Source organism: Bacillus cereus group sp. MYBKT14-1, assembly GCF_051915185.1.
GTDB lineage: Bacteria > Bacillota > Bacilli > Bacillales > Bacillaceae_G > Bacillus_A > Bacillus_A cereus.
The window spans coordinates 16200-39284 of sequence record NZ_JBQAEF010000027.1 but is presented as its reverse complement, the minus strand read 5'-3'; the positions used below and the strand labels follow the sequence as shown (position 1 = coordinate 39284).

The window sequence follows — 23085 nt, the reverse complement described above, 5'->3', positions numbered from 1 at the left end:
CGTTCAAATAACGTAGAACGATTTGTATTTTTTCATCAGCTGTAAATTTAGCCATAGAAAAACTGCACCTCCAATTGTTAGACTGTGTCTAACAATTGGGGTGCAGTTCATTTATCAGTTGCTCTTCCTTTAATTCCTCTCTACACTCCTACACCATCGTTTTAAACGAATTCATAAAAAAGTATCACACTGCTTCTTCCATTTAATTTGATATTTATAGATTTCAAAATACTATCTCACATTAAAGTGTTCTTCTTTTACCCATGCATTATTTCCAATTGCCAAATAACCATCTTTTCGTGCCAAAATTCTATATGGAACAGACCCGTCTACAAAACCTGTATAATTTCCATTAGGGCTGTCATACGTATTAATACCACTACCTGATGGATATTTTGAATAAGCACTAAACCATTGCACATCGAAATGTTCCAGAGCAGCCCATGCCTCGTTTCCTAGACAAATCATAGGATTTTCATACCACGCTGCATCTATAATAAGGTAAGGTGTTTTATCATAAATTACCCTCGTAAAATATCCTCCTTGTGGTTGGCTATATAGATTAATCCCCCCGTTATTCGGATATTTATTTACAGCAATCCCCAAACCTACTGGTTGAATTGGTTTATCAGTATTGTTACCACCACCATCTTTACCCAAGTGATCTAACGGATTCACAGCATTACTTTTACTCACATTCCAACGTCCTTTATGCAATTCAAAATGTAAGTGTTGGCCACTAGAATCCCCCGTGTTTCCCATAACTCCAATAGTTTGTCCTTGTGAAACATAATCACCTTCTTTTACCGTTCGAGAACCACTACGCATATGAGCATATACAGTTTCCCATGTAATTCCATCAATTGTATGCACAATCATGATACATTCACCATAACTAGATGAAAAATAAGAACGACTAACTTGACCGCTAGCCGCTGCATAAATAGGGTGATAACCGGCTTCAGCAAGGTCTACCCCGTGATGATCTGGTCTGCTGCCTCTAAAACCACTTGTTACTCTCGTTGTATCTGTAGGATAAATAAATTTTGACATAGTAATCTTCCTTTCTATTTTTACACAATATAAAAAGGTACTTACAAAAGTACCTTTGTTTACTATTTACATTTATTATTTTAATATGTTTTAGTTTTTCAAATTCCGAGATAACCAGAACAAAAGCCACCTCTCATTATCTAACATTAAAATGTTCTTCTTTTACCCATGCATTATTTCCAATCGCCAAATAACCATCTTTTCGTGCCAAAATTCTATATGGAACAGACCCGTCTACAAAACCTGTATAATTTCCATTAGGGCTGTCATACGTATTAATACCACTACCTGATGGATATTTTAAATAAGCACTAAACCATTGTACATCGAAATGTTCCAGAGCAGCCCATGCCTCGTTTCCAAGACAAATCATAGGATTTTCATACCACGCTGCATCTATAATAAGGTAAGGTGTTTTATCATAAATTACCCTCGTAAAATATCCTCCTTGTGGTTGGCTATATAGATTAATCCCCCCGTTATTCGGATATTTATTTACAGCAATCCCCAAGCCCACCGGTTGTATTGGTTTATTGTTATCACCAGCTTCATCAAAATCTACATATTGCTTAACAATTTCAGAGTAGAAGAAATTCCCTCCATTTTTATATCGGTAGCCACCATTGTATGCAATGGCAATAGGCTGACTATACTTGACCATAGCACCAGTTGTATTACCAAGTGATGGCGCAACAACTGTTTTAGAATACAAATCTGCCACCGGTAATGAATGCTGTTTATTATTAGAAGCTAACCAACGAAGGTAAGCTCGTCCAAAATTATATGATTGAACAATGGCACTTAAATCTGTAATACCATTTTTCTTTGCATCATCAAAAGCTCCTTTTAGATGCTTTACCCCATAATAAATTGAATCTTTTGGATTTTTAATTGTATTCATCGCCCAACCTTGTGATTCACTGGACTGCATAATATCAGGTGTTGTTTCAGAGTTTCCTCCACTCTCCACCATAATAATCCCAAGTACGTAGGGAACTAATTCAGACACACCTTGTGCTGAACATTCACTTTCTACCATTGATTGCCAACGTAACACTTGTTGTGGCAGATTCTTTGTTTTAACTGAAGCAGCTAATATACTCATTACTAAATCTCTCCTTATTTTCCTATTATTTTTTCTATAAAACTCTTAATCTACTACTTACATCTAACACTTAAATGAAAAAAATTTTTTAAAATTACTTCATGTTGCTCACCTTCTTTCACAACAAAAAGAGCAACCATAAAAATAGTTGCCCTTTCGTCGAAATCTTATATTACTACTATAATTCACTTTTTCAATACTTTCTGTACACTGCATGTACCCTACAAAAAGGTAACATTAAAACCCATCTACAAACTTGACAATCTTTTTTATTTCAGCATGTTTGCGACGAATATAGCCTGTACTATAATGTAATTCAAACGCTATTTGTTCTAGAGTCATTCCATCAACATACTTCATTTTGAGTATTTGATGATCTAAACCTGTAAACTTATTAATTAAAATCTTTAAATCAAATACTTCATTCATCTTATGTCCTAATTCATATTCAATAACTTCAATCCGATCCTCTACTTTCGCCCCCTCCGATTCAGCAGTTAATCGTACATTTTGCAAGTCCCCACTAGTCCAGCGCTTTAATTCTGCTTTTGATTTGTCTAAGTTATATTCTAAATATGCAATTTCTTCTTCTAGTTTCTGATAATCTTTGAGCCAGTCAAACATATAATAATCCCCCTACTTTTCTTTATTTATGCTTTTATTTTTATCGTTTTCCGACAGAAGACCCCTTCCTCAAAAATGTGAAGGTGTGAAACACCAATTTTAGGTGGGAGATAAATGTCGGTTGGCATAAGCCAACATATTTGCTATCATTAAACAGTCCGTTAGGACGTTAAGTGGTGAGTAGTTCAACACCAAAGATAAGCTAACCTTTATTATCAATTTAATAAAATTTATAAATATTAATTATGATTTATATTTTTTTAATAAAGTTTTTAATCTCTCACGCTCTTCTTCAATAGTTAACTCATTATTTTTTATAGGCTGCTCTTCTGGAACATCTTCTTTTTCATGTAACCATTCTGGTACCATTTCATTTCGATTTGTATTCCCTAACCCAAATTGTTTTTTATTCTTACCAAGATCAAACTGTGCCTCTAGCATAGCTACATCCTTGAGTGTTTTTACCTTTTTGGCTTCCCAATTTTTAAGAATGCCACGTACATATCTCCACTTTGGTACATTTTCATCAATTGATCTATTTACTGCTTCCCCAATTAGTTCACTACCTAATGATTCACAAAATGCACCAAGCTCTATAATTGCTATTTCACTTAATGAAATTCTATTCTTCATCAAAAATTGATGACTTATTTTAAAATCTTCATTTGTTAATTTTTTTGAGAGTAAACTTTGTTTATTATCATGAATATGATTTATATTTTGTATATCAGTATTTAGTTCTTTCGTACTTTGTATATTAGTATTTATTAGCTTGTGATTATCCACCGGTAGGTTACCAGCAACAGGTTTTCCAGCAGGTGGGTTTTCCACTGGTGGATAATCATCCACTGGGATTTCGTAAATAATTGTCTCCCATCTAACAATTTTGTTTTTTTCATCTCTAACAGGAAATCTTCTAATATATCCGTACTCTTTTAATTCCTGCATTCCAGCTCTTAAGCTATTAATACCGTCTTTTGCATGTTGCGATAATTCTTCTCTATAAAACACCCAATCATCTGGAAGTGTAAGTATGTAAGCTAATATTCCTTTCGCCTTCCAAGAAAGCCTCTTATCCTTTAGACCGGTATTATTAATAACGGAATAATTATTATCTTTTTTTACTCGGAAAATCCCCATATTATCTACCTCTCATATTTTCAAACCTTTTTTACTTACTTATTGCAACTCTTAACTTCCACATGACAAAATCTACTTTCCACACTTTTTAAACCAAAGTGCAGTTAAAAAGAACTTAAAGTTCGATTTATTACTAAAAAAAATATCATCTACACTCTTATCAAAAAACTGTGCAATCTTCCTAGCTGTCTCCATTGATGGTGTTCTTTCTTTTTGATCAATCATTCGAATATAGCGTTCAGTTACTCCGCAATAGCTAGCCATTTCTTTATATAAGTTTTTTTTCGGATCGTACATTTTATTTCCCATTATCACACCTCCATAAGAACAATTAGTTCTAAATACAGATTAAAGAACTAATTGTTCTTTGTCAATGCATAAAAGAACTGTTTGTGCTAAAATGAATTCAAAGAGAACAATTAGTTCAATTAGAGAGGTGAACGATGTGATAGGACTTAGAATAAAATCCTTACGAAAAAAAGAGAATTTAACTCAAAAACAACTGGCAGAAAAAATCGGCGTATCCCAAAGAATGATAGGTTACTACGAATCAGAAGAGAGGTTCCCTCCACATGATGTTTTAACTAAATTAGCTGATTGCTTTTCAGTTTCAGCTGACTATTTACTTGGTCGATCTGTTACAGACGAACCAAACGAACAAGTAACGCCAAAAGATGAGAAAGATATAGCAAAAAGAATGGAAGAAATAAAGAAAGATCTACAAGGCGAAGATGGCTTAATGTTCTCTGGTGAACCTATGAGTCAAGAAGCGGTAGAGTCATTATTAGATGCGATGGAGTACATTGTAAAACAAACAAAAGTAATCAATAAAAAATACGTGCCTAAGAAATATCGTAATCCAGACGATAACTGATGCAAGCTTAGGAGGGAAAACATTGAAATTCGTCATTAGAGATCTAGTCCAACAACTTTGCACCAAATACAACACGACAAACCCCTATGAGCTTGCAGATTACTTAAAAATACATGTACTAACATGGGATTTACATGAAGAAATAAATGGTTTTTATAAATATGAAAAAAGAAATCGTTTCATTGTTATTAATACTAATTTATCTCCATCTATGCAGCGAACTGTTTGTGCCCATGAATTAGGACACGCGGTTCTACATACTCATGCAAATACACCTTTTCTGCGTAAGAATACATTCTTTTCCGTTGATAAATTAGAGATAGAAGCAAATACGTTTGCTGCGCTTTTGTTAATTGACCAAAAGACCATTCAGCCTGGTGATACAAAAGCATGTATAGCATACAAAAATAACATTCCAATTGAACTGTTGGAATTTTACAAGCCTTGCTAAAAGAATTAAGAAGTTTTATTTATTGATTTAAACACTGACGAGAAAAAGAGAATGTCCCATCGTTAAACCAACAGAAATAAAAAATTCTTATAATTCAAAAAACATAAAAGATTGATGTTGAGATCGTTTAAATCCCATTAAAATAGAAAGGGATGCCCTAGTATCAGATCTAGGACATCCCTCCATTTTACTCAATTTATACATAAATTATCTAAATCTCTAGATGCTATACAGTTCTAGCAATTAAACAATCATTAAATATATCTTCTACCTAAAACATAGTATTATCATTAGCTGCCTCATTTGGATTCTCTTGAATTACATCCCAGTGTTCGACAATCTTTCCATCCTTTATGCGGAAAATATCCACTATCGCAACTCCCTTATCTTGAGAATTAGTTCGAGAATGTACATGAAGAGCAAATGTATCTCCTTCAGCTACTACACGTTTAATTTCTGCAGAGGAATTAGGATTTTAAAAAAATCCGCCTTAAAGAAATCCATGAAAAATATTGTTTTTTAAATTAATAATTGTACTTTCTATGGTTATGATATGTAACCGTTTTAATATCTATCTTCATCCGGAAAAAACAAAAGGCATCTTTACATAGGATCTACATTCAGTTTTTGCATCTGTTAGAGAAATTCAAGTTAATGAGCAAGAACCATAAGTTACATTTACAAAGCGAATACACCGTTATAATTATATTAAAAATATTAAGTATATCTTTTTACAATTTCTCAAATTGTTAATACTCATTGGATTTCTGCTTGTTGCCAAACTCTTACTACAATATCTTTATCAACGTGCTTACTAATAGTTCTTCCCTTTCTCCTTTTAGACTAATTAGAAATAAAATCCAACTCGCGTAAAATAAATTTCCAAATGGATTCTTCACCCGTCACGACAGAAACTCTGCCTACCATTCCCATATGTAATTCATCAAATTCATTTGTATCAATTGAAGCTTCCATTTCATACATATATGTTTTGGAATCTTTATCAAAAATAGGATGGGCAGATATATAAGTTACAGTCCCAACTTGCTTATCGGTCTTTTTTAATTTAAAGGAATACTGTGCTTTGTCACCTTTTTTTATCCCTTTTACTTCTTGAGCAGGCATTAATATTTTTATCTTTTTGATATTTTCCTTTGGAATAATCGATATTAACTCTTGACCTGGGTCGACTAAATCACCTGTTTGTAAAATAGAGGGAAATTGTATAATACCATCCTTTTGTGCCTTTATAACAGTCGTTTCACCTTGATGATGTAAGCTATCCATTTCTTGTTTTTTTACAAATAGTTCTTGCTCTACTGACTGAATACGCTGATTAATTGAAACAAGAGCATCCTCTTTATATTTTCGTAAAGTAAATTTCTTTTGCTCTTGTTTTCCTTCCTTAACGGATTCAATTTTACTTCTTTCATTTTCTAATGTTACTTTTCTTTGTTCGACTCTTTTTTCTACATTAGTTTGTTGTGCCTCTAATGATTGAATCCTTTCATTAATTGAATCGATTTGTTCTAATGTCGTCTTTTCTTTCTGTTTTCGAGTAAATTTTAGCTCTCTTTGTATGTTTTCCTTTTCCGCAAGTAACCCTTGTAAAACCTCATCTTGTTCGTTAGGTAACTTATTATTTATGAGAGATTTAATCTCATTATCCTGTTCTTTTTCTAAAGCTTGATACCCTTGCTCATATGCCTTGTATTCATCACGTATTTTTTGATCTAAATCCTTAGAAAAAATTGCTTTTTCAGATTTAATACTCTGTTTTAGCTGTTCTAACATTGCTTTTTGTTCTTCTACATGTTTTATAATGTTATTTAGTTGATTCTGTTTACCTGTTAACTCCTGGTTCTTCAATTGGAGTAAGGTCTCTCCTTTTTTTACTTCATCACCAGATTGCACAGAAATAGTGTCTACAATACCTACAATTTGCGTACGAATTGTACTGATATTTGATTTTCCTTCAACTATCGCAGTACCTTTGCTAACAATATCTACTTTACCAACACATGCCCAAATAGCAAAAACTAATAGACATAAAAAAAGAAAACTCAACAGTATAGCTATAAAACGAGGCGGTTTTCTTTCTAATAACTCAACACTATCAGTTAATTCATCAAAAGAGTATATTTTAACCATATTGTCCACCTCGTATTGCATCAAATTCAGTCTCCAGATACTCCGCATGAACGGTTTGATTTTTCCATAGACGATAATACTCACCTTTTTGAGTTAATAATTCCTCATGAGACCCTTTTTCTAGGATATTTCCTTTTCCCATTACAAAAATTCTATTGGCATGTTGAATGGTACTAAGTCGATGTGCAATCATGATAACCGTTATGCCTTTGGATCCTAAGTCTTTTAACATATCTGTAATATGCTTTTCTGTTGTTGAATCTAAGTTACTGGTTGCTTCGTCTAAAATAATAATATCTGGTTTTTTTAACAGTGCCCTTGCAATAGCTAATCTCTGTCTTTGACCGCCAGATAGATTTGAAGCATTTTCCTCTAAATGAGTTTCATAGCGTAAAGGTAAATCACAAATAAATTCATGCGCACATGCACTCTTACAAGCTTGAATAATTTCTTCTAACGAAAGCATTTGTTCTAATCCAAATCGTAAATTATCATAAATAGATCCACTAAAGAAGAATGAATCTTGTGATACATAAGCAATACGATCTCTTAGTGCTGTACGATTAACCTCTTTTATATGAAATTCGTCATAATATATGTCACCTTTTTGTGGTTCATAATAATTCATTAATAACTTAGCAATAGTCGTTTTACCTGAACCACTTTCTCCTACAAATGCGACTTGGTGACCTGATTGAATCGAAAAGTTGATATTCTCCAACACGTTTTTACGTGTTCCATATCGGAATGTAACATCTGACCACTCTATCTTCCCAGATAATGCTTTAGGAGAAACTTTACGATATTCTGTTTCATCTTTTTCTCCATCTAAATCTAAAATTTCATTTAATCGTTCGCCAGCAACTAATGCAGATTGCATCGTAGGTTGAATACCGATTAAATTTTCAATTGGATTTAAGAAATATCCTAAAAGTGCATTATATGTAATTAATTCGCCAATTGTCATATTTCCTTTTAGGACTTGTATTGCTCCCACCCAAAGAATAACAGTACCTCCAATAAGTGCTAAAACCATTTTAATAGAACCTTGTAAATTTGATAACATTCCTCTTTTAAATGTATGTTTTAATAAGTTTACAAAGCGATTTTCTGTTTGAAAAAACACTTCTTTTTCCGCATTATAGGACTTTATTGTCGCAATTCCATTTAATGATTCCACTAAATACGATGTTAATTTGGCATTACTTTCCATCTCATTACGATTTATGGTCTGATAGGGCTTATGAAATAAAAAAATAACCCCTATATAAAATGGGATGAGAAGTAATGTAACTACAAATAAAGTAGAGCTTTGCACATATAATAAAATACCACCCAACAAAACCATAACTGTATCAATCATTAATGTAATAGTAATTGTCGATAAAGCTTCACGTATTTTACTTGCATCCATAAAGCGGGAAATAATTTCACCGACTTTTCGGGTTTCAAAAAAATTCATAGGTAAGCCTACAACATGATGATAATATCCAAGCATTAATTGAATATCCATCCGTCTACTTAAATATAGAATGAGGTGCGTCCGAAAATAGGAGAGTAATACTTTAAAAATGTATAAAATAACAATTCCTATAGATACTATATGCAGTGTTTGTAACAATTGTTTCGTCACAATATCATCAATTAAGAACTTAAAATAAAATGCGCCAGCAAAACCAAATATATTAAAAAAAATAGAAGCTACAAATAGTGGAAGTAGCAAGCTCATTTGAGGTCTTAATAGTGAAAAAAATCGAGATAATGTCCCTTGAGATTGCTTCCCTTTTTGGAAATTCTGACGAGGAGCCAGTAGTATCAATATTCCTTGCCAAATCTGACCGAAATCAACCGATGTATATGTAACAAGGCCTTGTGCTGGATCTGCTACATAAATTTTACCGTTCTTTACTTTGTGTATGACTACATAATGAAGTAGTCCACCGTCCATAACGACATGAGCAATAGCTGGCAAAGGTATTTCTGACAATGCATCTATACTCTCTGCTTTTACACCCTTCGTATCAAAATCCAATCTATTAGCAGCTGTTAGTAAACCCTTAATGTTTGTGCCATGTAGGTCCGTTCCAGCAATTTCTCGAATTTTTGATATGGATATTGTAAGGCCGTAGTGGCGTGAGATCATAGCTAAACAAGCTGGACCACAGTCTTTTAAATCATGTTGTTTGATACAATGAAACTTCTTTCGAACCAATATACTACCTTCTCTCTCAGTGATAAAACTGCCAAGTTACAAAACATTTTATTATCAAAGTGGCAGATACGAAATTTGCTATTACTTTTTACGTAGGGTATTTACTGTTTCTACAAATATAGTAGCATCTGCATTCGTAATTTTATTAAATTTCAAAAATTCATCATTGTACTGCATTCGGATTCGAATTCCGAAAATATTCTTTTTTAATGTGAATGAAGAGATCCCTTCATAAAGGAATTCTTCAACTATTTCGTTTTTAAAATTCATAAAAGGTGTTCCGTAAAAAATCATTCTTTGCTCAGTGGCAACTAATATGCCGGGACGAGCACAATTTCGGTTGACATATTGGTCGAATGAACATTGTAATGTACACAATATGTTTTCAGTAGAATCCAATTGTTCCTTTATTTTTCCTAATGACTTTTGCATTCCAAAAACTCCTTACAATTTTATTTTGAGTTAGGATCTATCTCTCTTAGCCATAAATCCTAACTCAAAATAAAAGTATTTACAGTAGTTAGGATATACTATTTATTTACTTAAAAAATTTTCAATATTATCTTTTAAAGCATTTAAGTTTGATTTGATTTCATCTAGCATAATGTCATCCTTTATTATAGAAAACATTTGAAAAGCCTTTGCATAATTCCCCACATTAAAATACAACATGCCTAATAGATAAAAGATATGATACCCATTAGAATTTATTATGGAATAAGGAGATTCGACCTTTCTCATATGTTGGAAACTTTTCTCGGTAAGAAGTGAAATTTGAGATGACTGGTATTCCCAGCTACTGATTAAATTATAGTATAATCCATCAATACAATACGGGAATCCATTAGATAATTCATTAGCAATTCCATGTAGCGCTTCAAAATTATGATTATTATGATAGAGATCTGCTAACATTAAAAGAGATAATAAATAAAAATGATTATTTTTTTGCTCATTTTTACTATTATTTATTCCTTGTACGAGTGTATGAATTACTGCTTCATCAGAATAACCAGCTAATTTTCTTTCTCTGGCTAAGAAATAAAACCATCTGATGTTGTCTGGTTCAATGCGTACCATTTCATTTTCTAAATCTAGATTTCTTTTATATTTGTTTTTTAATTCAATTATTTCTGGCTTATACCCATCATGGTTAAGTACAAAATCAGTAGTAAAATAGATTAAGTCGTCCCCTTTTTTCTGGATATTATAACGTAAATCTTCATGGATCATTCCAAAGTATCTGAGATTATCATTCTTTTTAAAAATCCTTTTATTAAAATCCAACTCTTGGTTATCATGATTTTTAATTTTCGGACAGATAACCATTGGAGATTTAGGAAATTCATAAAATAATTCTAAGAAATCCCTTAAATCCTCTTGGTTGATTTCTAAATCCTCATCCGCATCAATCTGAAATATCCAATCGCCCGTCGAATAATCTATTAACTGATTTCTACATTCCGAAAAATCATCTTTCCACTCTGTGCAATATAATTTTACATCCGGGAATTTTTTTTGTATGATTTCTAGTGTTTTATCAGTAGAACCAGTGTCTAAAACAATAATCTCATCTGCAAAATTTTTAATACTTCTAATACATCTCTCAATACATCTTTCTTCATTTAAAGTCATGATATTCACAGAAACCTTAATTCTTTTAGTGACTAGAAAGCTTTTTAACATTTCTATAAATTGTATATCACTTAAATGATTTATCTCATCAATTGTGCCTGAATGTAATTCAGAAAGTAATTCGTTAACTTCTTCTGAATATTTATGAATGTGGTTTAACAATGCTAATCGTTTCTTAACCTTTTTTAATAAGCTATTATCATCAATATTCATTGTTAATAATTTATTACATGCTATTTCAAAAAAAATTATATTATATCTTAATTCTTTTGAAACATAATTAAAGTTTGTCATATATCATCCCTGCTTTAATGTAATAGCTACAGGGTTAGTTTTGTAAACTAACCCTGTAGCTATTATTTATTAATAAAAGTTATTAACGGCTACCATATGATCCTTTTAAGTAACCACCGCCACTAGAAGTGTATGTGCTACCTTTAATATATGCGTCGCCCATACCGCAACCATAAGGGAAAGATACAAGTCCTCTACCAAAGTCTGCGCCCCATCTTAGATGGTCTCTCCAGCCTCCACCATTAATTTCTTCTAATTCAATTTCTTCTAGATTTTTTAATAAACTATTTTCTTTGTTTAAAGTTTTCATACATAACATCCTCCATTTTTAAAAATCATTATATAAATATATTGTAAGCTTACGATATTTATTGTACAACTATAAGGAAACGTTTTCAATAGTTTTTTTACAAAATATTAATTTTAGATTATATTTGCAGAATAATATATTCAGCACACATTTTCCAAGTTTGCCCATCATTATGATTAATAGTATAGTAAAGTAAATTACATAGTTCCTAACCAGGATTTATAATTTCACAACATGCCAAAGGAGTAGATCATGCAGAAACGTTTACATCATTTTATTTATAACTTAAGATTCCCTTATTTCATCATACTTATGACTATAGCTACATTTGTACTACCATTGTTATCCTTTCTTATACCAATAGAAGACGCGCAACGAAATCCGATTGAGGATACCACTCTTATTCGGCAAGTTATATCTGGTTGTGTCGTAGCCCCGCTAATAGAAACAGCCCTTTATCAAATGTTTTTGTTTTGGATTTTAAAAGATATTCCATTTGTGCGTAAATACGATAATATCCCATCGATTTTTCTTTCAGCCATTATTTTTGGAACTATTCACTCATATGGGCTTTCCTATATAGTTTATAGCGCCCTAATGGGTGTCATTTTAGGATACTCATATTGGATTTATCAAAAAAAGAAAGAAAAAACATCCAAAGCCCCCTCCGCCTATTGGGTTGTTTTTTTAATCCATGCATTACATAATTTATTTACCTTTCTATTAAAAAATTTCTTTTAAACAGATTATGATTTGAACAGCAATCTAAGGAATTTTCAAAGTAAAAATTATAATTCACCTTGAATTAAAAAATTCATAAAAAACGCTATTCTTTCTGTATATTTCTACAAAAAGAATAGCGTTTTTTAATTTAAATTAATATAAAATTATCTTGTCTTGATAATTTTCATTCTAGTTTAAACTTCCTGCAAAAACTTTACAGAATTAAATCCTTGTACAGCAAATTTATGCTTCCTGTTGCTGACTAAAGTCCTGCGTGGACTTTCCCGTATCGTAAATTCTGTAACCCCTTCTCATAATTATTGACTTACTTTTACTATTCCCTTTAGATACCTTTGCATATTTTGATTTACTGCATAGACATAACATCCATTTATTCCTCGTGACAATAATATATAATAAATTTGTTTAATATAGGATGTTCACTCTTCATTATTTAAATCCGTTCCCTTAATCGGAAGGGCGTTTCGATCTTTATACTCTTTTGGATTGACGATGATGTTTGCTTTATTCAGATCATAGTCTCCATTTTCTTCACCTGTGTAATAACAATCAATTTTTGCTCCTAAGATCACTCCAACATAATTTAAATCAGCACCTTAGATGGTATGAATACACCCTATTTCCTCTATACTACTTTTAAAATTAATCCAGTCTTTTACCTTTAAGTTCCATATAAACGTATTACCTTTGACACTCCCACGGCTAAAACCGCAAGTCCTATACCTTACGGTGTAACGGATGGGATTCTTGAATGACTAAGCATTCGCAGTCCATTTCTGTTTTGAACAGCCTTCAAGATGAGGGGCTTTCTCGTTCGGGAAGGGCTGTAATTTAAACCCTCTCCTCGTTAGAGGAATGAAATTTTATTGAACTCCATCTACTTTGCGACTATACAGCCTAGTATAAGTAGTTCAATTCTCTAACATGGATTGTGGAACAACTTTTTTTCCTACTATCTTAAATTCAATTTCTCCATCATCCCCATATATTAGTTCTATAATTGGAATAGTTACCATTACTTTTTCTTTCTTTTTTCTTACTGCTTCTAAGTCAATTATTTTCATCATACAATCCCCTTTATTTCTTATAAACAAGGAGAAAGCACTCATTTGAGTGCTCTCTCCTTGTTTATAAGTGGACCTTGTAGGACTCGAACCTACGACCGAACGGTTATGAGCCGTTTGCTCTAACCAGCTGAGCTAAAGGTCCAAAGCATACATCTTACTCATATATTGTATTTATATATAAAATTTTACCACATGAATTATCAATTTACTTTACTTTCTATTTAATATGCACATTTGCATCATATTAACAGTGTTTATCCTCCTCATTCTATACACTTTCTAAGTAGTAGTATCTTTAACGAAATTTTTTAACAATAAAACATAACTTTACGATTAAAATTTAATGTCTATATACCTTTCATTTTACTAAATATAAAGAAGTTACTGTAATTACAGTAACTTCTTTATATAATTAATGACTTATTCTCACTATTTCTTTTAAGTATCTCTGCATATTTTGATTTACTGCATAGACATAACATCCATTTATCCCGCGAGATAATAGCACGTAATAAATACGTTTAATATAGGATGTTAACTCCTCATTATTTATATCTGTTCCCTTAATTGGAAGACCATTTCGATCTTTATATTCTTTTGGATTCACCACAATCTTAGCTTTATTTAAATCATAGTCTCCATTTTCTTCACCTGCGTAATCACAATCAATTTCAGCTCCTAAAATCACACCAACATAATTTAAATCCGCACCTTGTGTAGTATGTATACATCCTATTTCCTCTATACTATTCTCAAAGTTAATCCAACCTTTTACCTTTGAGTTCCATTTGAATGTCTCACCTGTAACAGGATCTTTTATATCATAGTGATTTTTATCCTTTTGTGTAATCCATTCCCAAGAATAACCTGCGACTACGCGACATAATTCATGTTTTTCATTTAACATTTTCATAGATTCATTCAATTCTGTAATAGAGTCCATTACCTTAAAGTCATAGCCCTGCAATAACCCTTCTTCATACACTCCAACATTATTTGCTATTTGTAAATATTTACGAAGCCATGCTAGATATTGATCTCCAGATTTTAAACGGAATTGTTTATGTAAGGGATGCCTCTTATAATTCGCTGTCAACCGTTGGAATGCATCTGTATCTATATCTGCTGGTCGAATCGTTTGGTATGGATCATAAACTATTGTTAAATGATATGCAAATGTTTCTATTAATTCCAACTCGTTTGTATAACCATCATCAGTAACTAAATGTTTTAAATCACGTGCTTGTTTACCAAAATATTGTTTCAGACGATGAGCTTCATCTACAAAAACATATTTATATTTAGATCCTCTATTTTTTGCTTTCTTAATAAATAATGAAGGTGAAAGTACTGTAATACCTTGTAAACCTAGTTTTTTCATTAAACTCTTATATAAATTTAAAGAATGATTTTGTGGGACAATAAGTGCAATGTCTTCATGAGACAGCCCCTCACGTGCTTTACCAGTTTTATCGTCATAAGCAAGCGCATATAAGATATTTGTTAATACAATTGTTTTACCGGTACCCGGGTCCCCTGTAATCAAATTTCGACTATTTGATGTAGTAAGCATTATATTAAAAATGTCTTTGCAAACCTCAATTTGATTTGCCGATAACTCTTTAAATGGTGAATATTTATAAATAAATTTATTATGTATCTCACCTAAATTCTCACTAGCTATACCTTCTTTCATTAACTGAGCCCAAATTTCTCCAAACATATTTTCAACATTTTCAATTCCATTATAGGAATGAATTTTTTGTCCTCTGACTTTATTCAGTAAGTTAAATTTTTCATCCGCTAATAAATATTCAATTAATAATGTTTCAATATGTTTAATTGAGCTTTCATTAAATAAATCACTCTTTATCACAATAACTTCCTTGAATGTTTTATCTTCATCATTTAAATGTGCAATGAAACGGCCATAAATATCTGTGGACTTACCTACATATAAATTCTTTTTATCTCGTTGAATATAAACTACTGGTATTCCATCTATTTTAGGGTCTCTAATACAACCTTGCTCAAACTCTTTTCGCTTCTTTTTAATTATGTAAAATGAAGATAATTTTGCTGCAAATGATAGCATTTGAATAACTCCCGACTTTTTAATTTTAAGAATATTTGAGGATGTGTGGATTGCATACTTTTAGAATACAATCCATACATCCAAATCATGATCTCAACCATCTGCTTTCCCATAACCATTTCAAAAAACTGTAAAACGATTATCGCTTTACAGTTCGTTATATTTTTTATTACTTCCAAATGCTTTTTCTACAGGATATTTCTCTGCATTCTTTTCCAACTTAGCATGTACTACTTCTTCTAGATCGATATCTAATTTATCACTTAGCATAAGTAAATAGATCATTACATCGGCCATTTCTTCTTTTATTTCCTGCATTTTCGTCTCTGTTGCTTCTTCACTAGACTTCCATTGAAAAGTCTCAAGCAACTCTGATGCTTCTAAATTTAAGGAAATTGCTAGATCCTTCGCATTATGAAACTGCCCCCAATTTCTCTCATCTCGAAACTTTATTACTGCATTTTGCAAATCTTCCATAACTATTAATCTCCTCTCAATTACTTACTATCTCTTTAAAACAAAATTCATTACATCTAGAATTCCATCTAATTAACCTTAATCCAAATATAATCATCTTCATATTTAACATTTAATTTTAATCGAATTCCCTTCATATAATCCTCTAATTGTCTTGTAAAATCCTCATCATTGGATTGATCATATTTATCTATGTCTAGATATAACTTGAATATATTCCCTTTCGTTAAATCAAACTCCCATTTCAAAAAATTAAGTAGCATATTTTCCTTACTCATGTAGTGATTCGCTTCCATATAATCTAGTAATTCATATAGATTATAGTATACCAAGTTATTTGGTTTAAGCTCTTCACATTTTGGACAATATTCTCTATATCTATCTTGTAATTGCATAATCATTTCTGTCCCACATTGATTACAGTTATACATGTACCATTCCCCTTTACTGAATAACCCAATTCATCTCTCTTATGTTCTTCCTGTCCTTGAAGTTAAAAATTATACTATTTTACTTTAAAAATATTCCTCTTATGCCACTTAAAGTATAATTTATTCTCCGGTTGAATTCCTATCTTAGCTTTTGGTATTAATCCAAATTTCATATAATCTGTTTCCAATATTAATGAGGAAATATGCAGTCGTCCCTGTCCATCAAATGTGATAAACCCTTTATCATAAAGAGCATCATGATTACAGCACAGTAGTACACCGTTATACGGATCTAAGCGTTCCATACTTGTACTATCTTTCCATGGCTTAGAATGACTTGCTCTTAACAATTCTGGTAAATTTATTCCGCATAATGCACATTTTCCATTCCAAATCTCCATTAATTCTTCTCTGAATTTTTGCTGTCCAATTCGGATTTTCGCTTTTACTTCGGATTCCGTCTCAGCTATAACCGGAATTAATGTGTTGTTTTCTGTCCTTCTTACCGGATCAACTGCTAACTCTAATTGCTCATCATTTATTTTATAAATGTTTGAATCACCAATTAGTTCCATTAATTTAAGGGCTAATTCTTCATTACATGGATATAAATAACCTTGGTTTCCATTTGCATCTGATTGAAAAGGTGAATATTTAATTGGCAACAGGTGCGATATCTCTTCAAATTTCTCACGTATATTAATTGGTTTTTCTAACTCATGATATTTTAAAGATACCAAATAGCCTTCATCATTCCATTGATCATGGCTTTTCATAATCGATGGTTTATTCGATTCCTTACAATCTTCTTCAGCGATACTAACTGCTACAATATTCCCTTTTACATAATGAAAGATTCGATCCCCCTCTTTTACATCCATCATTCTTTTCCATGAATGTGGTACATTACCGCCTCTATCCTTTTTAGGTGACCAAATAATTTCTAATCCTTTTTCCTCTTGATATGTATGCCCCTGCATAACAATAAAATGATTCATATACTCTCTCCTAAAGCGTTAACTCATTACGCTATTTTCTATTTAATATAATACTAAAAAACTCTCCTATGATTAGCAAATTGTCTGTTTCATTTTCAATACCAAACAACCTTTTCTACAGAAAAATTCTGCAATTCCTTTTACTCAACAATTGAGAAATCCAACTTTATATCCATTTATAAAAACAAAAGAGTTGACCCAAAAGGTCAACTCTTCTATTTTAAATTTTTTATTTCTCTTCTTCTTCTTTTTTTGCAATTTCCCGTTCATTTTTAGCGATTAAATCATGAAAATGCTCTTCTTTGTTTTCTTCAATATAATTCATAAGGTCTTTAAGTTCCATTTATATCGCCTCCTGTATTTATTATATCAATAATATAATAAAATGTCAGGACAATATCTATTAATCATTTTATAAAATTTATAAGATATATTCACTAAAAAACAAGAGCTGATTTCTCGATAAATTGATTATTTCGAGATTCATCAACAATAATTTCTTTTACTCGTTTTGATTCTTTAAAAGCAAAAACTTCTGGTTCCTTCCCGGTATTATCATATAAAGTATAGCAATCTATTAAATCTTTAATGTTAGAAAAAGTAGTCGCTACTTTCATATGACTTTCTTCAATTATATTTTGGGGTACCAATCTTCCTGTTACTTTAAAACGCAAATTGGATCGCTCTAAAGCAACCTTTATTGGGACATCTACAATAATTGCTTTAATGCTAAAACCTGCTAGTCTTAATTGTTGAATTAACTTTTTGTATTTTACTTCATTTTTCATTGTACCATCATACATAAAATTTATTTTTCTTTTCATACAGATTTTTAAAAGTTTCATGGTAATATCACTACTTTCATCATGAACTAAAAAAGCTGCTTGTTTCATTAATTCACTATTCCCAGATTCTATTAACTCTTGATATTCTGGTATTTTTTCTTTGATCTTATCAGGATCTATCCAAACCATATTTTGTTTCTGATGTTTATATCCCTTACTTACTAACTCTCCAATTGAGCTTTTTCCAGCAGCAGAACCACCACCAAGTAATATAGCTTCAGGTTCTTGCTCTTGCTGCGGCTGATCATTTAGAAATAATTTAATGATTTCATTATGTAAAAGCTTACGTTCTATTGTATACTCCCCATTAATTACGTACTTTTCTCTAGTTGGTTTCAATTTTAATTCTCCTCTTCTATAGATGCATTATTGAGTCCCTTTAAAAATTTGAGACCTTCCCCTTTAACTGCAATTATTACTTCGGTATTTTTAAATCTCTATATGAGATTTAACTTACTATAATTTCATATAACTCTTTTTGTTAGATGCTATAGGTTTCAATTCATCACTATATATCCCTTCTAAACAATCATATTTCTCTTTAACTTAAAAACTACTTTATACATCCACTTAAACAAACAAAAAAGGGCTCCTTTAAGTCGATTAATCGTGCATAGCAAATAGGCTATATACACTAATCGGCTCAAAGAAGCCCTTTCAAAATTGAAACAAGAAAAAACTTGCTTCTACAACTCAACCACATCACATAAGATATGGGAATAAACGGAATCAAATAAACTAACAATATAATTATATATTACATAATACAAGTATAATTCTCAAGGATATTTCATTAAAATATTCCTACAGTGCTTCTACGGTAGGAATATCAGCAGGTGCCCACTTTAAATGCTTTAAATCTTTAATACTCATCCATTTTAGCTCTGCATGCTCGAGAGCTTTAGGCTTACCTGCCAAAATTCTAGCTTTATATGTAGTAAGATGAACAACAATAGTTTCATACTCGTACTCGACTTCCTCTACCTTCTCATCTACAACAATTGTACATCCAAGCTCTTCTTTAATTTCACGAATTAATGCAGCTGGTGGCTCTTCTCCCTTGTTTATCTTACCACCTGGAAATTCCCAATAATTTGGTAACGTCATTGTAGGAGAACGTAATGCACATAAGACTTCATTATTTTCATTAACAATTACCGCACCAACCACTGATATTTTTCTCTTCATACTTACTCACTTCCTTATACAGTTTAATTAATACTTACTATCTTATATTAATTCATATTTTAACACCAAGTTTTCCTTTTAGATGATGATTAAACTTTCATTTGCTAACGAATGAGTCAAAATAAAGCATCTAAAATCTCTAATATACTAAAATTTTTCAAGTAAGCAAGAAAAAATGAAAATAAAAAATGGAAAATTTGTTAACGACAATGATATGCTTACATGTGTATATTTGTTACATAAATACATTAATTTTATTAAATGAGAGGTGATGAATTACATCTCGATATTAAATCATTACATTATTATAATTTATAAGCAAAATCTAGTATCTTAGATAAGGAGGTTCTTAAATGAACTGGAGAAAAATTTTTGGTTATCGCTCTAAAACCGCATGGAAAATGTTTATTGCTTCCATTGTTTATATCTTTATTTTATTTTTAATACTTCAAGCAATTATTCCAAATTCTATTCGCCCTGCCCTTGTTAATATTGGTTTTTTGGGATTTTCGTTAAGCTTACTTGCTTTAATTATTGGATTAATCAAACCACAATTTGTGTTACCCAAAATACAAATTAAAACCAAAAAGAAAGTAGTATATTCATATTTATATCTAGCACTAGCTTTCTTTTTAATGGGTATTGTATTTATTGATGGAAAATCAACTTCCAATCAAACTGTACAAAAGGCAGACACCAAAGTTGCCACTTCACAAGATACTAAAAAAGATACAGCAGACACAAAGAGTAAGGAAGAAGCTGACCGTAAAGCTCAAGAAGAGACTCAGCGTAAAGCTCAGGAAGAAGCTAACCGTAAAGCTCAAGAAGAAGCTGACCATAAAGCTCAGGAAGAAGCTAACCGTAAAGCTCAGGAAGAAGCTAACCGTAAAGCTCAGGAAGAAGCTAACCGTAAAGCTCAAGAAGAAGCTAACCGTAAAACTCAAGAAGAGACTCAACGTAAAGCTCAGGAAGAAGCTAACCGTAAAGCTCAAGAAGAAGCTAATCGTAAGGCCCAGGAAGAAGCTTCACAAAAGAGTAATGCTGTCGTTTCCTCATCTAGTGGTAATCATAACGGTTCTAATCAGAAACCTTTCCAAAATGATCCTAGTGATGACAAAGAATCCAATACCACTTGTAAAGGACAAATTAAAGGAAATGCCAATTCGAAAAAATACCATGTTCCTGGTGGACAATATTATGATTCTACAAAAGACAATATTGTTTGGTTCTGTTCAGAAACTGATGCTCAAGCAGCTGGTTATGTGAGATCTAAAAAATAAAATCAATTACATTAGAAAGGGAAACACTCTAAAAGCGTTTCCTTTTCTAATGTCAAAATATTATTATGTTATTATTCATTTAGTAATAGCAAATAATAATCTACACCCTATTAAGAGATTAAATATAAGCTGCTTTACAAGCTTGTTGGACAGCTTGTACTTCAGATGAATTTTTACCATATAAGTTTGTTGCTACACGAATACAACCCTCCTTTAATTCTTTAAAGTCAGAAATCATATTTAACTCATCTATATTTACATAATACAAGATATCAAACATCTTATCTTCTTCCAAGATTTCTTTTCTTTTAACTCTAACATTTCAAATTCCCCTTTATTATTTATTTCTTTTTTCCTATTATTGCTATACATAATTACTTAGGTATGGTTCCCTTTTCGCCTGTTAAAAAAATATATTTTGATCAAATCTTCAAATCAAAAAAGATTATTTTTACAGAAATTACAATAATACATACTACTTGAATCTCAATAAATATAAATTAATAGAATATTCCGTCTTATATTGATAAATGCTATTAAATAGATTTTGATAGAGGAAATTTCTGATATGATACTAATTGCTGCATAATATCTTTGGAGAGGATGAAATTGAACAATGAATGTTCATATACAGGGGAACGAGCAAATAACTCATTTATTAAATGAATGGTATCAAGAAATTAGAGCTAGGCATGTAGACGCCGCTCAATTACTTAAACAGGAAATCGAAAACAAAATCCATAACATAGAGGAAAATCAAACGATATTATTATACTTCTCACTACTAGATTTTAGACATCAATATTTAATTGATAGTTTAAGTATTTCTAAAGATAGCTTTAAACAAAGTGATGCTTATAAAACTCCTACAGACGATTTCCTTTCATACTATTATCACTTCTTTAAAGCCATTCATTCCAATGTTACTGGCAATCATAGCCTTGCAAAAATACATTACGATAAAGCTGAATACCTATTAGAAACAATTCCTGATGAGATTGAACATGCTGAATTCCATTATGAGTTGGCCATTTTCTATTGTCATACACATAAATCGATTTTATGTATTAATCATGTAATGAAGGCGAAAGATATATTTTCAAAACATCCTGGGTATGAATTGAAAGTTGCCTTCTGTAATAACCTATATGGATTAGCATGTACTCATTTAAAGGAGTGGGAATTAGCTGAGGAACACTTTATCTCGGCTATGGATACATTCCAAAAAGAAAATTTAGAATACAATATTTTGATTGTTCGTCACAATCTAGGATTTATGTATGCTACACAGAATTTATCCGAGGTAGCATTACGTTATTTATCTGAAGTTAATCAGAAGCTACCTAGCGATTATAAAGCTGTTTTTATTGAAGCTAGGGAACATTATAAATTAGGAGAACATCAAATTGCTCAAGAATTAATAAAAAGAGGCCTACAGCTTTCTACTCAATTGGGAATTGAAGGCTATATACATCACTTTAAGATTTTAGAAAAAATGAATCTAAATAGTTGTGCTACTGATATAGAAAAAACTGTTTTAGAAGGAATTTCTTATTTTGAACGCGAAGAACTATATGAGTATATAAATGAATATACTGAAAAGTTAGCAACCCAATTTTACAAAGAAAATAATCATAAAAAAGCCAGCTATTACTATTATGAAGCTAGTAAAGCCAGTGAAAAAAACTTTAAAAAAGGAGCATTAAAATGAAAAAATTAGCGGTTAGCTTACTGGGTATCTTAATTGTTGTAACAGTAACTTTTGGATCAAATTCTTCAACAGGCTCTCAAAGTACTATAAATGTTATTAAATATTCACATGGACATACTGGATGATGAAAGGAAGGATTATACCTTCCTTTTTCTTATATTTTAGAATTCAATACGTATCCCCCTCCTACATTTATTTATATAAATTTAAGAAATAAATAATTCAAAAGGTAAAATAAAAATACTACAATTAAAAACTTCCATTTGTTTCTTTTCGTTGGTTTTCCAGCATGTTGTATATAAAAAAATAAGGCAATACCTGCCATAGCAATTAAAAACATTTGATAGTAATCAATCATCTGTAATACCCCCTCCATACAAAAAATAAGAAGTCTCTTTTT

General features: G+C 31.3%; 24 protein-coding genes, 1 tRNA gene and 3 pseudogenes. 6 read left to right on the top strand and 22 right to left on the bottom strand.

Annotated features, from left to right (window positions below):
- Positions 1–231: 231 nt before the first annotated feature.
- The 5 genes from ACTFO4_RS29135 to ACTFO4_RS29115 form a co-directional block, all read right to left on the bottom strand.
- A complete protein-coding gene (locus ACTFO4_RS29135; protein ID WP_440014235.1) occupies positions 232–1053 on the bottom strand; it encodes a M23 family metallopeptidase in 822 nt (273 codons plus the stop codon).
- 136 nt (positions 1054–1189) lie between these two features.
- Positions 1190–2158, bottom strand: a complete 969-nt coding sequence (locus ACTFO4_RS29130; protein WP_440014233.1) for a lysozyme family protein — start codon at positions 2156–2158, stop codon at positions 1190–1192.
- 237 nt (positions 2159–2395) lie between these two features.
- Positions 2396–2782 carry a phage protein gene (locus ACTFO4_RS29125; RefSeq protein WP_016083110.1) on the bottom strand — a complete coding sequence of 129 codons (387 nt, stop codon included), beginning with the start codon at positions 2780–2782 and terminating at the stop codon, positions 2396–2398.
- A gap of 243 nt (positions 2783–3025) precedes the next feature.
- The gene (locus ACTFO4_RS29120) at positions 3026–3922 is read right to left on the bottom strand and encodes a DnaD domain protein (protein WP_440014231.1); all 897 of its coding nucleotides are present in this window, start codon (positions 3920–3922) and stop codon (positions 3026–3028) included.
- 72 nt (positions 3923–3994) lie between these two features.
- Positions 3995–4231, bottom strand: a complete 237-nt coding sequence (locus tag ACTFO4_RS29115) for a helix-turn-helix transcriptional regulator (protein WP_000527103.1) — start codon at positions 4229–4231, stop codon at positions 3995–3997.
- Between the two features lie 136 nt (positions 4232–4367).
- Between ACTFO4_RS29115 and ACTFO4_RS29110 the strand changes: the two genes are divergently transcribed.
- Together ACTFO4_RS29110 and ACTFO4_RS29105 are read left to right on the top strand one after the other, a co-directional pair.
- Positions 4368–4796 (top strand): helix-turn-helix domain-containing protein, encoded by a 429-nt coding sequence (locus ACTFO4_RS29110; RefSeq protein ID WP_097939119.1) that lies wholly within the window; start codon positions 4368–4370, stop codon positions 4794–4796.
- A 22-nt stretch (positions 4797–4818) separates the two neighbouring features.
- Positions 4819–5247, top strand: a complete 429-nt coding sequence (locus ACTFO4_RS29105) for an ImmA/IrrE family metallo-endopeptidase (RefSeq protein ID WP_440014228.1) — start codon at positions 4819–4821, stop codon at positions 5245–5247.
- 271 nt (positions 5248–5518) lie between these two features.
- Here ACTFO4_RS29105 and ACTFO4_RS29100 read toward each other — a convergent pair.
- The 6 genes and pseudogenes from ACTFO4_RS29100 to ACTFO4_RS29075 form a co-directional block, all read right to left on the bottom strand.
- Positions 5519–5754: pseudogene (locus ACTFO4_RS29100) on the bottom strand (nuclear transport factor 2 family protein); the annotation flags it as partial.
- Between the two features lie 336 nt (positions 5755–6090).
- A complete protein-coding gene (locus tag ACTFO4_RS29095; RefSeq protein WP_440014226.1) occupies positions 6091–7398 on the bottom strand; it encodes an HlyD family efflux transporter periplasmic adaptor subunit in 1308 nt (435 codons plus the stop codon).
- Complete coding sequence (locus ACTFO4_RS29090) at positions 7391–9610, bottom strand: peptidase domain-containing ABC transporter (protein ID WP_440014224.1); 2220 nt, start codon at positions 9608–9610, stop codon at positions 7391–7393. The genes ACTFO4_RS29095 and ACTFO4_RS29090 overlap by 8 nt, the downstream gene beginning before the upstream one ends.
- Before the next feature lie 81 nt (positions 9611–9691).
- Positions 9692–10042 carry a PH domain-containing protein gene (locus ACTFO4_RS29085; RefSeq protein WP_440014223.1) on the bottom strand — a complete coding sequence of 117 codons (351 nt, stop codon included), beginning with the start codon at positions 10040–10042 and terminating at the stop codon, positions 9692–9694.
- Positions 10043–10144: 102 nt separating this feature from the next.
- Positions 10145–11539 carry a glycosyltransferase family 2 protein gene (locus ACTFO4_RS29080; protein WP_440014221.1) on the bottom strand — a complete coding sequence of 465 codons (1395 nt, stop codon included), beginning with the start codon at positions 11537–11539 and terminating at the stop codon, positions 10145–10147.
- A gap of 82 nt (positions 11540–11621) precedes the next feature.
- Entirely contained in the window at positions 11622–11849 is a 228-nt protein-coding gene (locus ACTFO4_RS29075; protein ID WP_000854592.1) for a hypothetical protein, read from the bottom strand.
- Between the two features lie 252 nt (positions 11850–12101).
- On the opposite strand from ACTFO4_RS29075, the gene ACTFO4_RS29070 reads away from it, so the two are divergent.
- On the top strand, positions 12102–12590 hold the full coding sequence (locus tag ACTFO4_RS29070) for a lysostaphin resistance A-like protein (RefSeq protein WP_440014219.1): 489 nt from the start codon (positions 12102–12104) through the stop codon (positions 12588–12590).
- Between the two features lie 299 nt (positions 12591–12889).
- Here the strand turns inward: ACTFO4_RS29070 and ACTFO4_RS29065 are convergent.
- The 9 genes and pseudogenes from ACTFO4_RS29065 to ACTFO4_RS29025 all read right to left on the bottom strand — a co-directional run.
- Positions 12890–13285: pseudogene (locus tag ACTFO4_RS29065) on the bottom strand (DNA/RNA helicase domain-containing protein); the annotation flags it as partial.
- Positions 13286–13504: 219 nt separating this feature from the next.
- Positions 13505–13657, bottom strand: a complete 153-nt coding sequence (locus tag ACTFO4_RS29060; protein WP_155759246.1) for a hypothetical protein — start codon at positions 13655–13657, stop codon at positions 13505–13507.
- Between the two features lie 71 nt (positions 13658–13728).
- A tRNA-Ile gene (locus ACTFO4_RS29055) sits at positions 13729–13802 on the bottom strand.
- A 270-nt stretch (positions 13803–14072) separates the two neighbouring features.
- Entirely contained in the window at positions 14073–15755 is a 1683-nt protein-coding gene (locus tag ACTFO4_RS29050) for a DNA/RNA helicase domain-containing protein (RefSeq protein ID WP_440014216.1), read from the bottom strand.
- Positions 15756–15902: 147 nt separating this feature from the next.
- A complete protein-coding gene (locus tag ACTFO4_RS29045; protein WP_000389845.1) occupies positions 15903–16232 on the bottom strand; it encodes a nucleotide pyrophosphohydrolase in 330 nt (109 codons plus the stop codon).
- A 68-nt stretch (positions 16233–16300) separates the two neighbouring features.
- Entirely contained in the window at positions 16301–16663 is a 363-nt protein-coding gene (locus tag ACTFO4_RS29040) for a hypothetical protein (RefSeq protein ID WP_000282136.1), read from the bottom strand.
- Positions 16664–16737: 74 nt separating this feature from the next.
- On the bottom strand, positions 16738–17661 hold the full coding sequence (locus ACTFO4_RS29035; protein ID WP_001015285.1) for an HNH endonuclease: 924 nt from the start codon (positions 17659–17661) through the stop codon (positions 16738–16740).
- Between the two features lie 437 nt (positions 17662–18098).
- A complete protein-coding gene (locus tag ACTFO4_RS29030; RefSeq protein ID WP_002164677.1) occupies positions 18099–18845 on the bottom strand; it encodes a zeta toxin family protein in 747 nt (248 codons plus the stop codon).
- Positions 18846–19310: 465 nt separating this feature from the next.
- Positions 19311–19694, bottom strand: coding sequence for a (deoxy)nucleoside triphosphate pyrophosphohydrolase (locus ACTFO4_RS29025; protein WP_000823376.1), 384 nt, complete (start codon positions 19692–19694; stop codon positions 19311–19313).
- A gap of 353 nt (positions 19695–20047) precedes the next feature.
- Between ACTFO4_RS29025 and ACTFO4_RS29020 the strand changes: the two genes are divergently transcribed.
- Complete coding sequence (locus tag ACTFO4_RS29020; protein ID WP_440014213.1) at positions 20048–20974, top strand: sunset domain-containing protein; 927 nt, start codon at positions 20048–20050, stop codon at positions 20972–20974.
- A 118-nt stretch (positions 20975–21092) separates the two neighbouring features.
- On the opposite strand, the pseudogene ACTFO4_RS29015 reads toward ACTFO4_RS29020, so the two are convergent.
- A pseudogene (locus tag ACTFO4_RS29015) lies at positions 21093–21263 on the bottom strand (M4 family metallopeptidase); the annotation flags it as partial.
- A gap of 327 nt (positions 21264–21590) precedes the next feature.
- On the opposite strand from ACTFO4_RS29015, the gene ACTFO4_RS29010 reads away from it, so the two are divergent.
- Together ACTFO4_RS29010 and ACTFO4_RS29005 are read left to right on the top strand one after the other, a co-directional pair.
- The gene (locus ACTFO4_RS29010) at positions 21591–22685 is read left to right on the top strand and encodes a Rap family tetratricopeptide repeat protein (protein ID WP_001100598.1); all 1095 of its coding nucleotides are present in this window, start codon (positions 21591–21593) and stop codon (positions 22683–22685) included.
- The gene (locus ACTFO4_RS29005) at positions 22682–22810 is read left to right on the top strand and encodes a hypothetical protein (protein WP_000732002.1); all 129 of its coding nucleotides are present in this window, start codon (positions 22682–22684) and stop codon (positions 22808–22810) included. Before ACTFO4_RS29010 ends, ACTFO4_RS29005 begins: the two co-directional genes overlap by 4 nt.
- A 71-nt stretch (positions 22811–22881) precedes the next feature.
- On the opposite strand, the gene ACTFO4_RS29000 is transcribed toward ACTFO4_RS29005, so the two are convergent.
- Entirely contained in the window at positions 22882–23043 is a 162-nt protein-coding gene (locus ACTFO4_RS29000; RefSeq protein WP_165852350.1) for a hypothetical protein, read from the bottom strand.
- Between the last annotated feature and the right edge of the window lie 42 nt (positions 23044–23085).